This is a genomic window from Brachybacterium ginsengisoli, assembly GCF_002407065.1.
Classification (GTDB): domain Bacteria; phylum Actinomycetota; class Actinomycetes; order Actinomycetales; family Dermabacteraceae; genus Brachybacterium; species Brachybacterium ginsengisoli.
In genome coordinates, this window is sequence record NZ_CP023564.1 from 3,078,724 (window position 1) to 3,094,400 (window position 15,677).

Sequence of the window (15,677 nt, forward strand, 5' to 3'; positions counted from 1 at the left end):
TCAGATGCCCTCGAGCACCTCGCGGGCGATCGGTCCGGCGGACACGGAGCCGTAGCTGCCGTCCTCGACGAACGCCGCGACCACCACATCGCCCTGGGCCACGATGACCCACGAGTGGAGCTTCAGCTCTCCCTCGGAGTTCGTCCACTCGGCCGTGCCGGTCTTGCCGATCACGGGCTCTCCGGGCAGGTCCGCGAAGTCGTCGAGGCTGCCGTCGGTGACGACACCGCGCAGCATCTCCTGCATCTGGGACGCCTCCCCCTCGGTGAGCGGGGTCGGGACCTCCGGGGTGGTCGGCTCCTGATCGGCGAGGATCCGCGGGGCCACGGTCTCCCCCTTCTGGATGCTCGCGAGCACCACCGCCATCGCCAGCGGCGAGGCGAGCACGCGGCCCTGGCCCATCATCGCGGCGGCGTGCTCGGCCCCCTCGTCGGCCGGATCGATCGAGCCCATGAAGGCATCCAGCCCTGCCGGCGCCTCCTGGCCGAGGCCCAGGGTGGTCGCGGCGTCGGCGAGCGCGGGCTGGTCGACCGTCTCGTGCTGGAGCAGCATCGCGGTGTTGCACGAGTGCGCGATCGCGGAGCGCAGCGGCATCGTGCCGAACAGGGAGGGGTCCATCGAGTCGGCGTTCTTGAAGCTGCGACCGGCGACCGTCGCGGTCTCGGGGCACTCCACCGGGGTGTCCGGCGTGACGCCGGCCCGCAGCAGGCCGAGCGCCGTGACCGCCTTGAAGGTCGACCCGGGGGCGTACTGGCCCACCAGACCCACCGGGTAGGACTGGCCGGTGGGGCCGAGCGCGGCGGCGAGCACATCGCCGGTCGAGGGCTGCAGCACGATCACGGCCGACGGGGAGTCCTCGTCGGCGATCGCCGACGTGGCGACGTCCTGCATGCCGGAGTCGAGGGTGAGCGGCACCTTCTCCCCGTCGGTGGGCTCGACGCGGTGCAGCTCGCGCTTCGCGTCGCTGTCCTCGTCGACGGCCGCGACCTGCACGCCCGGGGTGCCGAGCAGCTGCTCCTGGGTCGCGCCGACCACGCCGCCGCTGGCGACCAGGTCGCCGGCCACGAGCTTCCCGTCGGACTTCTCGATGTCCTCGGCGCTCGCCTCGCGCAGGGAGCCGAGCACCCCGGGGGCGTAGGCGCGCTCCAGGGCGAGCGGCCGGGTGCCGTCCACGGCGCGGTACCCGGTGACCTGCTCGGCGTCCGAGAGCGGGTAGTCGCCGGCGGCCTCCTCGCGGATCGTCAGCGCGGCGACGAAAGCCTCCGGCCCGTGGTCGGCGACGCTCGTGGCGAAGCGGTCCGGATCGATGCCGAGCAGGTCGGCGAGCTTGCGCGCGGCGGGCTCGAGCTCGTCCTCCTCCAGCTGGGTCTTGTCCAGGCCCAGGGTGATCACGGGGCGCTCGGCGTAGAGCACCTCGCCGTCGCGGTCGGTGACGCTGCCGAGCGTCGGATCGAGGGAGGAGAGGTCGAGGTGCTCGGTCGCGGTGAGACCGGGGGCGTAGGCCGACGGCGCGAGGTCCGCGCTCCAGCCGCCGTCCCCGCGATGCAGCGTGGCCTCGGTGGTGTACTTCCAGGTCCCGGCCTCGTCGGGGAGGGTCCAGGTCCACTCGAGGGTGGCGGTGCGGGTGTCGTCCTCGACGCTGCCGGGGTCGGCGAGCGCGACCTCCGGGACGGCACCGGCCTCGAGGAGCGGTCCGAGGATGCGCTCCTGCTCGGCGGCGTCGGCCCCGGCGGGGACCTCACCGGCGGTGAGCGAGGCGGCGAGCGCCTCGGCCTCCTCGGTGCCGTCGCCGAAGCGGTCGCGGAGGAGCACGAAGGCGGCCACCAGCGCTGCGATCACCAGCACGGCGACGAGGGCGAGCAGGGGTCCGCGGCGACGCGGGGAGGCGGGAGCGTGGGCCATGCCGCCATCCTCGCACCTAGACTCGCCCCATGCCCCGAGTGCTCCACACCGCCCAGGCTCTCGTCGACGTGATCCTGGAGGTCGACGCGCTGCCCCTGCGCGGCGGCAATGTCAACGCCCGCAGCGAGCAGAAGTACGCCGGCGGCGCCGTGACCACGCTGATCGCGGCCGCCCGCACCGGCGCCGAGGCCGTGCACGGCGGAGCGCACGGCACCGGCCCGAACGGCGACCTGATCCGTGAGGCCCTCGCCCGGGACGGCATCGCGCTCTCGGACGCGCCCCGCCCGGACGCCGACACCGGGTACTGCACCGTGCTGATCGAACCCTCGGCGGAGCGCACCTTCCTCACCGTCTACGGCGCGGAGCGGGACATCACCGCCGCCTCGCTGGCCACGCTCGAGCCGCAGGCCGGGGACCTGGTGTGCGTCTCGGGCTACAGCCTGTTCGAGCCCACCCGGGAGCCGCTGCTGGAGTTCCTCGAGGCGCTGCCGGCCGGGGTGGACGTGGTCCTGGATCCCGGGGACCCCTTCGCCGACTTCCCCGAGGAGGTGCAGCGCCGGGTGCTGGCGTGCACGACGGTGTGGACCTCGAACGCCGATGAGGCCCGGGCGCTCACCGATCTCGACGACCTCGAGGACACGCCGCAGGCGATCCGTCGGCGGCTGCGGCCTGGAGCGGTCGTGATCGTGCGCGACGGCGATCGTGGCTGCCTCGTCTTCCACCACGGGCGCGGCACCGAGATCCCCGCCTTCCCGCAGACCCCGGTGGACACCAACGGCGCCGGCGACACCCACACCGGGGTGCTGCTGGCGGAGCGGGCCCTCGGCGCGGACTGGGAGTCCGGCGCGACCCGCGCGAACGCCGCTGCGGCGATCGCGGTGACCCGGCGCGGCACGGAGAGCGCCCCCACCCGCGACGAGGTGGACGCGTTCCTCGCCTGAGAGCGCATCCAGCACCGCCCCCTACGATGGAGGCGCACGTCACCCTCGAGACGGATCAGGAGACCATGGACGAGCGGACCTTCCACGACTTCTCCGCGATCACGATCGACGGCGAGCGCCGCCCGATGAGCGAGTACCGCGGCCGCCTGGTCCTGGTCGTCAACATCGCCACCCAGTGCGCCTTCACCCCGCAGCTGACCAGCCTGCAGGACCTGGACGACCGCTTCTCCGAGCACGGCTTCACGGTCCTCGGCTTCCCGTCGGACCAGTTCCACCAGGATCCCGGCACCGACGAGGACACCCAGGAGTTCTGCACCTCGACCTACGACGTGCGCTTCCCGCTGTTCTCGAAGATCGACGTCAACGGCCCGGACGCGCACCCGCTGTGGCAGTGGATGTGCACGCAGAAGGCCGGCGTGATCGGCGGGCGCATCGCCTGGAACTTCACCAAGTTCCTCATCGACGGCGAGGGGAAGGTGCTGCGGCGGTACGCGCCGCTGGTGCCGCCGGCGCGCATCGGCCGACGGATCGAGAGCGAGCTCGGCCTGCGCTGACGGGCATTCGTCCGGATTGATAGCGTGGATCACAGACTTCACCACAGAGAGAAGGGGTATTCATGGAAGGCGTCATCGTCGTCCTCGTCCTGGGGGTAGGACTCCTCATCGTCCTGGCCATCGTCGCCGCGCTGCTGTTCGGCGGCCTGCGCACGTCGGTCATGTTCACGGTGCACACGCAGGAAGCGGTCATCGTCGAGCGCTTCGGCAAGTTCAAGCGCGTCGCCCACGCGGGTCTGAACGTCAAGACCCCGTTCATCGACAACATCACCAAGCCGGTCTCGCTGCGTGTGCAGCAGCTGGAGGTGAACATCGAGTCCAAGACGAAGGACAACGTGTTCGTCACCGTCCCGGTCGCGGTCCAGTACCGGATCCGCGAGGAGCAGGTCGTCGACGCGTACTACAAGCTGTCGAACCCCGAGGCGCAGATCCGCTCCTACGTCTTCGACACCGTCCGCTCGGCGCTCTCCGGCCTCGAGCTCGACGCCGCCTTCGAATCGAAGGACGACATCGCCCGCAGCGTCGAGTCGACGCTGTCCGAGCGCATGCAGGAGTTCGGCTTCAACATCATCAACACCCTGGTCCAGGACATCTCCCCGGACCAGCGCGTGCGCGATTCGATGAACTCCATCAACGCCGCCCAGCGCGACCGCGTCGCCGCGCAGTCCCTCGCCGAGGCGGACAAGATCAAGCGCGTCACCCAGGCCGAGGCCGAGGCGGAGTCCAAGCGCCTCCAGGGTGAGGGCGTCGCCGCCCAGCGCAAGGCGATCGCGCTCGGCATCGCGGAGCAGTACGAGATGCTCCGCAAGGTCGGCATCGAGAACTCGGCCGAGCAGCTCCTGCTCATGACCCAGTACTTCGACACCATGCAGGACGTGGCCCGCAACGGCCGCTCCAACGTGCTGTACCTGCCCAGCAATCCCGGCGCCGTCGGAGGCATGGGCGAGGAGATCCGCACCGCGATGCTCCAGTCCCAGGCCGCCGCGGAGGCGTCGCAGGACGCCGACGCCGCGGACGCCGAGAACCGCCGGGTCAGCGCGGGCCAGCTCCGTCAGCAGGAGGAGCAGCGCGCCCGACGTCGCGCCGAGCAGCAGGCCCGTGCCGCGCAGCAGCAGGTGCCCGAGGACTACCCCGGCGGGGACGTCCCGCCGTGGGCGCATCCCGGTTCCGCGAACCAGGGCTGAGGCCCGCACACCCCCGGAGGGTCCGGCGCACGTGGTGCGCCGGGCCCTTCGTCGTCCCGCGGAGCACTCCTGAGAGGATGACCCCCATGGACCGACCGAACATCATCCTCGTCTGCGTCGACGAGATGCGGGCCGACGCGATGGGCATCGCGGGCGACGACCACATCGACACCCCGAACCTCGACGACCTCGCACGGGGCGGCTACCGCTTCACACGGGCGTACTCGGCGACGCCCACGTGCGTGCCCGCCCGCGTCGCGCTGTTCACCGGGCAGTCGCAGGAGCGGCACGGCCGGTACGGCTACCGCGAGGGGATCTCCTTCCCGGAGGCCTACCCGGTGACCCTGCAGTCCACGCTGCGGGAGGCCGGCTACCAGGCGTTCGGGGTGGGCAAGATGCATGTCTTCCCCGACCGGGCGCGCTGCGGCTTCGACGAGGTGCTGCTGCACGACGGCTTCCTGCACACCTCGCGCCGGCTCAGCCGGGGCCCGTCCGCGATGATCGACGACTACGTCGAGTTCCTGCGCCGCGAGACCGGCGACCCCCGCGCCGACTACCAGGAGACCGGGATCGGCTGCAATGCGATGACGGCCCGGCCGTGGGAGCGGGAGGAACGTCTGCACCCGACCCGCTGGGTGGCCGATGAGTCCTTCCGCTTCCTCGAGCGGCGCGACCCGTCCCGGCCCTTCTTCCTGTACATGTCGTTCCATCGGCCGCATGCGCCCTTCGATCCGCCCCAGTGGCTGTGGGACAAGTACCGCGAGCGGGAGTTCGGGGCGCGGGCGATGGGCGACTGGGTCGGCGGCTTCGACGAGCACCGCCGGGACTTCGGCTCCGAGGCCGAGTTCGGGGCGCAGAAGGAGTCCACCCACCAGCAGGTGCGGGCCGGCTACTACGGCTCGATCGAGTTCATCGACCTGCAGCTGAACCGGCTGCGGGAGACGCTCTCGGACCAGGGCCTGCTCGAGGACACCGTCATCGTGTTCCTCTCCGACCACGGCGACATGATGGGCGACCACGACATGTACCGGAAGTCCGTGGGCTATGAGGGCTCGGCACGGGTGCCTCTGGTGGTGCACGTGCCGCCGCGCTGGCGCGAGGCGTGGGGCGAGATCGGCGAGGTGGACTCGATCGCCGAGCTGCGGGACGTCATGCCGACGGTGCTCGAGCTCGCCGGCGTCGAGGTGCCCCACGACGTGGACGGGATGAGCCTGCGCCCGGGCGGCGCGGTGCGCGACCACCTGCACGGCGAGCACGTGATCGGCTCGCTGGGCCGTCAGTCGATGCAGTGGATCCGCTCGGAGCGCCACAAGTACGTGTGGTTCTCCGGCGACGGCAACGAGCAGCTGTTCGACCTCGCGGCGGACCCGCGGGAGGAGAGGGATCTGGCCGGCCTCCCCGAGCACGAGGAGGAGCTCGCCCGTCACCGCGCACTGCTGGTGGCGGCGCTGGAGGGGCGCGAGGAGGGGTTCGTGAGCGACGGCGAGCTCGTCGCCGGCCGTCCTGTGCAGACCGAGGCGTCGTGGGTGCGGGAGTTCACGCGACTCTGAGGCACTGGCCGAAGGTCGGACCCGGAACCACCGCATCGGAGGGTCCTTCAGGGGGTCGCGGTGCGGTGGAGTGGAGTCATGAGCGAGACCGTCGACTACTCCGCCGAGAAGCAGCTGGGCCGCACCGTGGCCGTCACCCTGGGCTGGTGGGCGCACGGCATCGTGCGCCTGCTGCTCGCGGTGGCGATGCTGTACTACGGCTACGCGAAGCTGGTCCTGGGCCAGTTCGGGGTGGCGGACATGGGCGATGCCCTGATCACCCAGGGCGAGATGAGCCCGATGGGCGTGCTGTGGCGGATGGTCGCCTTCTCCCCGCTCTTCCAGGTGCTCGGCGGCCTGGCCGAATGGGGTGCGGCGGTGGCGCTGCTGTGGCGGCGCTCGGTGCCGCTGGGCGCCGCGATCGCAGCCGGGTCGATGGCGCTGGTGTTCGTGCTGAACCTGGGCTACGACGTGCCGGTCAAGCAGATCTCGCTCGCACTGCTGGTGATGTCCCTGCTGGTGCTGATCCCGTGGATGCCGCGGCTGGCGCGGGCGTTCCTCGGGCACGGCGAGATCCCGCGCGGCCCCCGGCCCGTCCTGGTGCCGTGGCGGCCGATGGCACGGTTCACCGACTGGCTCGGGCCGATCGCGGGCCTCGCCCTGGTGGTCCTGATCGGGTTCGGGATGGCGCAGATGTACCCCGAGCGGAGCACGGACGAGGCGGCCCCGGCCGGGGTGTGGCAGGTCGCGGAGGACACCGCCGAGCCCGCCGCCCAGCTCTCGGAAGACCAGCGCTGGGCCGCCGCGGCCTTCGGCGAGGTCCGCTACGGCGAGGACGCCGCGGTGCAGATCCGCCGCGCCGACGGGACCCTGCTGAGGGGCACCTGGACCCGCGGGGACTCGGGGGTCGTCGAGCTGTCGCTGCGTCCGCTGCGCACGGAGGGGACGCCGCTACAGGACCACCAGGGCTCCGAGAGCCTCGACCTCTCGCTGCAGATCCAGGAGCAGGCGGACGGCACCCTCCGCGTCACGGGTGAGGGGCTGGATCTTGTGCTCGCCCCCGACCCGTCGGGCACCACGGTGTATGACCGCGACTTCAGCTGGGGCTGGCGCGCGGACGACCCGTTCAACGTCTGAGCGCTCCCCTACAGTGGGTCTGCAGGCCCGCGACCGGCCTGCCACCTGCGACGGAGGAGCCCCCGCATGCGGATCGAGTTCGGATGGTCCCTCGACGGCTCCGCCTGGGCCGACGGCACGGGCGCGCACGGCACGGCGCGCATGGGACCCCGCGCCCTGGTGCAGCTGCTGCAGAACCGGTTGGGCCTCACCCGGCCGTCGATCGAGCAGGCGGTGCGGGTCGCCGAGCACGCCCGCGCGATCGCCCGGGCCGACCATCCCTGGCCCCGCGGCTCCTTCGCCGTGGATCCGTGGTCCACGGCCACCACCCTCCTGAGCTGGCGCGATGCCGCCGTCGCGGCGGGGGCACGGCTGCGCCCCGCGCCGGGACAGCCCGAGCGGATCGCGGCCCTGTGCGCGATCGAGGAGCTGCGCACCGCCTCCGCCGCGGCGCCCGGTGCGGCCGACGACCTGCGCGAGCTGGTGGACGTGCTCGAGCAGGAGGTCACGTGGCCGCTCGGCATCGAGGAGCTGATCTGCCATGAGGCGCTGACGGATCTCCCCGGGCTGTGGCCGCAGCTGCTGGAGCTGCTGGACCGGGCCGGGGTGCGCGTGACCGAGGTCGAGGCCGCCGTGTCCCGTCGGCCGGAGCTGCTGATCCTCGAGGCGGAGGACGAATGGTCCGCCGCCGAGACCGCCGCCCGTCTGCTCGCCGGCCGCGAGGGCGCGCCCCTGCAGATCCTCGCCGGCGCGGACACCGTCGTGCTCGACCAGGAGCTGCATCGCCGCGACCTCCCCGCCGTGGGCGTCGCCGAACCGGCCGCGGATCGCACCGCGCTGCAGATTCTGCCGCTGTTCCTCTCCCTCGCCGTGGCCCCGGTGGACGTCCAGCAGCTCGCGGCGCTCCTGGACCTGCGGGTGATGGACGCTCCCGAGAGCGGCGGCGACCATGTGGGCCTGGTCCCCGCGCGGGCCCGCGCGGCCCTGCTCGACGCCCTCGCGCAGGAGCCCGGCACCGGCGGGACCGCCTGGCGACGCACCATCGCGGCACTCGAGGCGGACCAGGAGATCTCCGGCAGCGGGCTCGCGATCGTCCGCGCCCTCGACGCGCTGGTCGCCGACCCGATCCCGCCTGCGCAGCTCACCCCGTCCCGGCTACGCACCGCCACCGAGCCCCTCGGCGCCCGGCTGCGCGCCCTCGGCCAGGGCGATCCCGGGCTGACCCGCGCGACCGCCCATCTCCAGGTGCTGCTGGACGTGCTGGGCACCCTCGACGAGGGGACGGCGCTGGGCGAGCGGGAGCTGTCCCAGATCGTCGACTCCGCCGGCGGCCGCGCCGCCTCCCCCTTCGCCCGGCCCGAGGCGACCACCGCCTGGCGCACCTGCTCGCGGCCCGCCCAGCTGCTGCCCCGCGGCGGGGACGTGCTGTGGTGGGGTGCGGACCGCGACGACGCCCGCACCGGCGTGCAGTGGGACGCGGCCGAGGTGGAGGCGCTCACCGCGCTGGGCGCCCACCTGCTCGAGCCGGCTCGGCTGGCCGCGCTCGAGACCGACGCGGGGCTGCGCGGCCTGCGCGGCGCGGATCGCCTCGTCGTGGTGCGCACCCGTCGCCGCACCGAGAAGGCCACCGCCCCGCACGCCCTGCTCGCCCACCTCGCCGCCGAGCGCGCCGAGCCCGGTCAGGGCGTCGCCGAGGTGCTCGCAGGGCTCACCCTCTCCCCCGCCGACGCCCTCGTCGACGACGGCTTCGAGCTCGCCGGCTCCCGTCGGCCGCTCCGCGTGCCGACGCCCGCACGGATCCCCGAGCCGCCCCGGGACCTCACCCGCCAGGTGGCCCCCGCCCCGCACATCGTGCCGCCGCGGCTGTCCTACTCCCAGGCGGAGAATCTGCTGGGCTGCCGGCAGAAGTGGACCTTCGGGAACGGACTGCAGATCCGCGCCGCATCGGTCGCGACCGTGCCCACCGGCAACCGGATGATCGGCACCCTCGTGCACGCCGTCGTCGAGGAGCTGGTGCTCAGCGCGGAGGAGGAGGAGGGGCGCACCGGCCCTCCCACGCCCGAGCGGATCCGGGAGGAGATCATGGCGCAGGTGCCGCGCCTGGCCTCCGAGCTCGAGCTGCCCGGCCGGGAGGTCGAGCTCGCCTCCCTGCGCGAGCAGGCGGTGCGCTCCCTGGTCGAGTTCTTCGACCGTCTCGGCGCGGCGGGGCTGGTGATCACCTCGGTGGAGTCCCGCTTCGAGGAGCCGCTGACCCTGCACCTGCGCCGCGGCGACCTCACCGTGCCCTTCCTCGGCTTCCGCGACGTGCTCGCCGAGGACGCCTCCGGCGCGCCCACCGTCATCGACCTCAAGTGGACCTACGCCGCGCAGAAGTATCCGGACCTGTTCGACACCGGGGAGGCGCTGCAGCTGGCCTCCTACGCCGTCTCCCTGCACGACGACCGCACCGACGTGGGCTACTTCCTGCTCTCCCAGGGCGAGTTCGTGGCCTCGAACCCGGCACTGGACCCCCACGGCCGCCCCACGCTCGACATCGAGGACCTGTGGTCCCGCGGCACGACGGGGATGACCGAGGCGCTCGAGGCGATCGGCGACGGCGTGGTCGATGCGCGCAGCGGCCAGATCCTCCTCGACGCCGGGCAGGACCTGTCCACCCCGCGCACCGAGGCGAAGAAGACCTATGCGCGGGCGCGCGAGGCGGCCCGGGGCGCCGGCTCCCTCGTGGTCGACGCCCGCTGCGACTACTGCGAGTTCTCGCTGCTGTGCGGGATGAGAGGCGATGCGTCATGACGTTCACCCTGATCAACGCCTCCGCCGGGTCGGGGAAGACCTACGCCCTCACCCAGCGACTGGCCGAGCGGATCGAGGGCGGGATCGACCCCTCCCAGATCATCGCCACCACCTTCACCGTGAAGGCCGCCGAGGAGCTCACCTCCCGGGTGCGCTCGACCCTCCTGGACCGGGCCCAGGTCGAGGAGGCGCGCGGCATCGACTCGGCCGTGATCGGCACCGTCAACTCCGTGGCCGGGCGCCTGGTCACCGACTATGCGCTGGACGCCGGGATCTCCCCCGCCGTCGAGGTGCTCGACGACACCACGCAGAGGGCCGCCTTCGCCGCCGCGATCGCCGGCACCGCGGCCGTCTCCGGGGTGCGCTGGGCCGATCTGCTGGCCCGCACCGAGCACGACGGCGACGAGAACGCCACCGGATACGCCCTCACCCAGGCCTGGCGCGCCCGGGTCAAGGACGTCGCCGACGCCGCCCGCACCAACCTGCTCGGCGCCGAGGACCTGCGCGCCGCGGCGGAGACGTCGTGGCAGGAGTACCGACGCGCCGCGGAGCTGCCGGAGCCCGAGGCGGACCAGCGCCCCCGCTGGCTGCACCTGCTGGATCAGCGCCTGGACGACCTGGCCGGCGACCTCGACGCCTCCCGCACGGCCGACGGGGACCCGATCGCGGGCGGCCCGATCGGTGCCCGCAGCCTGAACAGGACCTCCGGGGATCTGGAGACGCTGCGTCGGCTGCGGCGACGGCTGGCCGTTCACGACCGGGCGCCCTGGTCGGCCTGGCTGCGGATCGCGGGAGGTGGCTTCGGGGCGGTCGCCACGAGGGCCCTGGCACCGCTCGCCGAGGAGATCGCGGAGGCGCTGCCCGCGAACGCCGCCTGGCAGCAGGACCTGCAGGATCTCCTCGCCCTGATCCTCGGCACCGCCGCCGACTCCCTCGAGGCCTACGCGCGGTACAAGCGGGAGCTGGGCCTCATCGACTTCATCGACCAGGAGGTGCGCGCGCTGCGCCTGCTGCAGGAGTCGCCGCGGGTGCGGGCCTCGGTGGCGAGCCGGTTCCGGCTGCTCGCGGTGGACGAGTTCCAGGACACCTCCCCCGTGCAGCTCGCCCTGTTCCTCGAGCTGTCGCAGCTCATCGAGGACAAGATCTGGGTGGGCGACCCGAAGCAGGCGATCTACGGCTTCCGCGACGCGGACCCGAAGCTCATGCAGGACATCATCGCCGCGGTCCAGGGCGGGACCACGGTGTTCGGCCGCGGCGAGGTCGAGAACCTCTCCTTCTCCTGGCGGTCCCGGCAGCGGCTCGTGGACCTCTCCAACGCCGTGTTCACCCGCGTGTTCGCCCCGGACGGCGGGGGCGCCGAGCAGGTCACCCTCTCGATCCCGCCGCAGCGGGCCGAGCGCGCGGCCGGCGGGACGCTCGAGGTGTGGGAGGCGACCAAGAACGACCGCCGCGCCGTCAGCGCCGAGAAGCACGCCGCGATGATCGCCGAGAAGATCCGTCTGCGGATCCAGGAGGGGACCTTCACCCCCGGCGCCACCGCGGTGCTGGTGCGCACCAACGCCCAGCGCCAGGCCGTGGTCTCGGCGCTGCAGGAGCGCGGCGTCCCCACCGCCGGCGCCGCCCACGCGCTGCTCGCCACCCGCGAGGCGCAGCTGGTGCGGGCCGCGCTCGCGGTGACCCTCGACGGCAGCGACACCCTGGCGCTGACCGAGCTGGTGTCCCTGCTCGAGGACCATGCCGCGCACCACGACTGGTTCGCGCAGCTGATGGCCGCCCCGGACCGCCCGGCACGGCGCGAGGTGTTCGCCGCCTGGTGGGAGGACGAGACCCTCGCCGGGCTGCGCGAGGTGCGGCGGGCCTGCATCGGCTTCACCCCCGAGGAGATGATCAGCGCCCTCATCGACGCCCTCGACCTGCCGCAGCGGATCAAGCGCTGGAGCGGCCAGGGCTCCCGGCGCCGCTCCCTGGACGCGCTGCGGGCGCTGGCCCGCGAGACGACCCAGCGCCGCCGCGCGGAGGGCTCCCCCATCACGCTCACCGGGCTGCGCGCCGAGCTCGACGCCTGGGAGGACGGCCCGGATCTCTCCGGCCTGCCCGAGGCGGTGTGGGTGGGGACCGTGCACGGCGCGAAGGGCCTGGAGTGGGAGCACGTGATCACCCACCTCTCCGCCCCGCCGAAGGAGCGCGACCGCACCTGGGGCGTGCTGGTCCGCTCGCCCGAGCGGGTGGACGTCACCGCGCCGCTCGACGGCCGGAGCCTGCTCTTCTGGCCGAAGATGCCGGTGCCCGCCGAGCTCGCCGAGCGCCTGGCCGCCTCCGAGGCCGCCACCGACCGCGCCCGTCGCGAGGCGGAGGAGGCCGGGCGCCTGCACTACGTGGCCCTCACCCGCGCCGCGAGCACCGGCGTGCTCGCCGTGCCCGGGCCCCGCACCGCGCTGGATGCGCTGATCGAGGAGGGTTCGGGATCGCTCGTCGCCTGGGGCGAGGACGCGCTCACCGTGGCCGGCACCGCGGAGCCGCTGCCGGCCCGGATCACCCGGGTGAACGTCGACGACCTGATCGAGGAACCCCCGGCACGGCTCCCCGAGGTCACCGATCCGCTCGCCGCGACGGACATCCCGCTGCGGCCGACGGGCGGCTCCGCCGCGCGGGCGGCGGCCCGTTTCCAGGCCTCGGCGTCGGCCTCCGCGGATTCGCTCGGCACCGTGGAGGAGCCGCGCGAGATCGGGCGGCGCCTGGTCACCGGCGGCGGACCGCAGTGGGAACGGGTGGGCGAGGCGATCCACGCCTACCTCGCACTGCCGCTCGAGGCGCTGAACGCCGCACAGCAGGAGACCGCCGCCGCACGCCTGGTGGAGCGATGGGCGGTGGCCCGCGCCGTCGAGCCGGCCGTGCTGCGCGAGGCCGGAGAGGCCTGGGCGGCGTTCCTCGCCGCCGAGTTCCCCGGCGCGGAGGTGCTCACCGAGCAGCCCATCACCTGGTGGAACGAGGAGGACCAGGTGATGGAGGGCTGGATCGACGCCCTGCTGCGCCTGCCCTCGGGCGAGATCGTGCTGGTGGACCACAAGTCCTACCCGGGCGATCATCCCGTGGAGCATGTGCGCAGGGAGTACCTGGGCCAGATGGCGACCTACTCGCGGGCGCTGGCCGCGGCGGGGGTCGCGCCCTCCCGGATCCTCATCCACCTGCCGCTGCGCGGCGAGGTGCTCGAGGTGGTCCTCCATGCGGGCTGAGGACGCCCTCGGCACGGCGCGGGTGCTGCTGGACGAGGCGCTGCGCGGCGGCGGGCGGCGGATCCTCGGGATCGCCGGGGCGCCCGGCGCCGGGAAGTCCACGCTCACCGCGCACCTGGCCGAGCAGCTGCCGGCCGGCTCCTGCACGGTGGTGCCGATGGACGGCTTCCATCTGGCCGACGTGGCGCTCGCGCGCCGGGGCAGCATCGACCGCAAGGGCGCGCCGGACACCTTCGACGCGGCGGGGTACGCGGCGCTGCTGCAGCGGATCCGCACCGCCCGTCCCACGGATCCGCCAATCTGGGCGCCGATGTTCGAGCGGGATCTCGAGCAGCCCCTGGCCGGGGCGATCGAGGTGGACCCCGCGGTGCCGCTCGTGATCACCGAGGGGAACTACCTGCTGCTGGACGAGGGGCCATGGGCGCTGGTGCGGCCGCTGCTGGACGTCTGCTGGTTCGTGGAGGTCCCCGAGGAGCTGCGCCACGAGCGCCTGGTGGCCCGGCACGAGCGCTTCGGGAAGTCGCCCCGCGCGGCGCGCGAGTGGGCGCTCGGGCCCGACGAGGCCAACGCCCGCCTGGTCGCGGGGACCCGGGACCGGGCGGACGCGGTGGTCCGGGAGGGGTGAGGCGGTGCGGCGCGGTCCCAGCCGACCCGAGCTGAGCCCCGGCATGCGGCATTGAGCGCTGTGCTTCCGAAGGGGGAAGCACAGCGCTCAATGCCGTGCGGCGCCGGGTGGGCGAGGAGGCCGGGGCCCGGCTCTGCCCGGCTCAGCCCTTCATGACCGCCTGGGCGAAGCGAGTGCAGCGCTCCTGGAGGCCGGTGATGCGCTGCTCGCGGTGGTAGGCGACCAGGGCCGGGTCCTCGGTGCGCAGCTCGAACGCGGCCGGGGGACGGCGCACGTTGCGGGAGCAGCGGAAGTCGGCGCACACGCCGGTGCCGATCGTGTTGCCGCGTCGGCCGGAGGCACCGGCGAGCGGGGCGACGAAGGACGCCGCCCCGACGCCGTCGACGACGTCCTCGCACCAGGCGCAGAGCATCTTGCGGCTCGGCGGCCGGCCGGTGCCGCGCAGCAGCAGGCCCACCGGCTCGTCGTCGATCAGGAGCACGACGTAGTGCTGGGCCGGCTTGCGGGCGTCCTGCCAGCCGAGATAGTCGATGTCCTCCCACATCACGGTGGAGAGGTCGGGGAGCTCGGCGCGCTTCGCCTCGCCCTTGGAGGCGTTGACGAAGCTGGAGCGGATCTGGTCTGCGGTCAGGGAATGCATTTGAGGTCCTCACGAGAGGGCGCGCGAGAGCACCGCGATCGACGCGGGGTCCCGGGCGCGGGAGAGTTCAGGGCAGGATTCGGCGTGCGGGCACGCCGCTCTCACACCGAGCAGGCCTCGTGGGCCGCCTCGCTCCCTGCATGCAGCATCAGCATGCTCAGCTCCTCTCCCGTCATGGACGCGGTCACGCTACGCCCGCCCGCCGGAGCGGGCAAGGAAGATATCGCGTGCGTCTCTCCCGATGCCCTCAGGCGATGATCCGGTTCATCTCCTCGAGGTCCTCCGCGCCGAGCTCGAGGGTCATCGCCTGCGCCGAATCGGTGATCGACTCGGGGCGGCTCGCACCGGGGATCGGGATGACGTGCTCGCCGAGGCTGAGCTCCCAGGCGAGGACCACCTGCTGGGGGCTGACGCCGTGGGACTCGGAGATGCGCTGGATCTGCGGGAACCGCTCCCCCACCGCAGCCGCTCCGCCGCCGGTGCCGCCCAGCGGCGACCAGGGCACGAAGGCGATGCCGTGCTCGGCGCAGTGCTCGAGCTCGCGGCGGCTGGTGTGGAAGAAGGTCGGGGAGAACTCGTTCTGCACGGCGGCCAGGCCGCCCTCGCCGAGCACCTCGAGGGCCACGTCGATCTCCTCGGTGTTGGCGTTGGAGATGCCGACCTCGCGGATCAGGCCCTCCTGCTGGAAGGTCGCGAGGGCCTCCACCGCCTCGGCGTAGCGGATGCTGCGGTCGGGGCGGTGCCAGTAGTAGAGCTCCACCGAGTCCACGCCCAGGTCGGTGAGGGACTTCTCGAGGGCGGAGCGCAGGTACGCGGCGGAGCCGTCGCGGCCCCCGCCGTCGGCCGAGCGGGTGATCCCGCCCTTGGTCGCGATGGAGACGGTGGAGCGGTCCCCGCCCCAGGAGCTCAGCGCCTCGCCGACGAGCTTCTCGTTGTGGCCCATCGTGTCCCAGGTCGGGGAGTAGATGTCCGCCGTGTCCAGCAGGGTCACGCCCGCGTCGAGAGCGGCGTGGATCGTGGCCATGGCGCGGTCGTGCGGGGCGGGCTCGCCGCGCCCCATCGACAGGGGCATGGCGCCGAGGCCCAGGGCGGAGACGGACAGGGAGCCGATGCGGCGGGTGGGTGCAGTCATGCCGGTAAGCGTATGCCGCGAGCGGTGGTCC

At 73.3% G+C, this 15,677-nt stretch carries 11 protein-coding genes; 8 read left to right on the forward strand and 3 right to left on the reverse strand.

Annotation, left to right across the window (positions count from 1 at the left end):
• Positions 1-1,902, reverse strand: a complete 1,902-nt coding sequence (locus tag CFK41_RS13820) for a penicillin-binding transpeptidase domain-containing protein (protein ID WP_096800191.1) — start codon at positions 1,900-1,902, stop codon at positions 1-3.
• A 29-nt stretch (positions 1,903-1,931) separates the two neighbouring features.
• On the opposite strand from CFK41_RS13820, the gene CFK41_RS13825 reads away from it, so the two are divergent.
• The 8 genes from CFK41_RS13825 (at position 1,932) to CFK41_RS13860 (ending at position 13,874) form a co-directional block, all read left to right on the forward strand.
• Positions 1,932-2,843: a PfkB family carbohydrate kinase gene (locus CFK41_RS13825; RefSeq protein ID WP_096800192.1), complete on the forward strand. Its 912-nt coding sequence runs from the start codon at positions 1,932-1,934 to the stop codon at positions 2,841-2,843.
• Between the two features lie 65 nt (positions 2,844-2,908).
• Positions 2,909-3,397, forward strand: coding sequence for a glutathione peroxidase (locus tag CFK41_RS13830; protein ID WP_096801097.1), 489 nt, complete (start codon positions 2,909-2,911; stop codon positions 3,395-3,397).
• Between the two features lie 62 nt (positions 3,398-3,459).
• Positions 3,460-4,581, forward strand: a complete 1,122-nt coding sequence (locus CFK41_RS13835; protein WP_096800193.1) for an SPFH domain-containing protein — start codon at positions 3,460-3,462, stop codon at positions 4,579-4,581.
• Between the two features lie 86 nt (positions 4,582-4,667).
• Positions 4,668-6,131 (forward strand): arylsulfatase, encoded by a 1,464-nt coding sequence (locus CFK41_RS13840; RefSeq protein ID WP_151904761.1) that lies wholly within the window; start codon positions 4,668-4,670, stop codon positions 6,129-6,131.
• Between the two features lie 78 nt (positions 6,132-6,209).
• Positions 6,210-7,247 carry a DoxX family protein gene (locus CFK41_RS13845; protein WP_096800195.1) on the forward strand — a complete coding sequence of 346 codons (1,038 nt, stop codon included), beginning with the start codon at positions 6,210-6,212 and terminating at the stop codon, positions 7,245-7,247.
• A gap of 66 nt (positions 7,248-7,313) precedes the next feature.
• Positions 7,314-10,016: a PD-(D/E)XK nuclease family protein gene (locus tag CFK41_RS13850; RefSeq protein ID WP_096800196.1), complete on the forward strand. Its 2,703-nt coding sequence runs from the start codon at positions 7,314-7,316 to the stop codon at positions 10,014-10,016.
• Entirely contained in the window at positions 10,013-13,249 is a 3,237-nt protein-coding gene (locus tag CFK41_RS13855) for a UvrD-helicase domain-containing protein (RefSeq protein WP_096800197.1), read from the forward strand. Before CFK41_RS13850 ends, CFK41_RS13855 begins: the two co-directional genes overlap by 4 nt.
• A complete protein-coding gene (locus tag CFK41_RS13860) occupies positions 13,239-13,874 on the forward strand; it encodes a nucleoside/nucleotide kinase family protein (RefSeq protein ID WP_096800198.1) in 636 nt (211 codons plus the stop codon). The genes CFK41_RS13855 and CFK41_RS13860 overlap by 11 nt, the downstream gene beginning before the upstream one ends.
• A 142-nt stretch (positions 13,875-14,016) precedes the next feature.
• On the opposite strand, the gene CFK41_RS13865 is transcribed toward CFK41_RS13860, so the two are convergent.
• Positions 14,017-14,514 carry an FBP domain-containing protein gene (locus CFK41_RS13865; RefSeq protein WP_096800199.1) on the reverse strand — a complete coding sequence of 166 codons (498 nt, stop codon included), beginning with the start codon at positions 14,512-14,514 and terminating at the stop codon, positions 14,017-14,019.
• A 247-nt stretch (positions 14,515-14,761) separates the two neighbouring features.
• Positions 14,762-15,646, reverse strand: a complete 885-nt coding sequence (locus tag CFK41_RS13870) for an aldo/keto reductase (RefSeq protein ID WP_096800200.1) — start codon at positions 15,644-15,646, stop codon at positions 14,762-14,764.
• Positions 15,647-15,677: the final 31 nt, after the last annotated feature.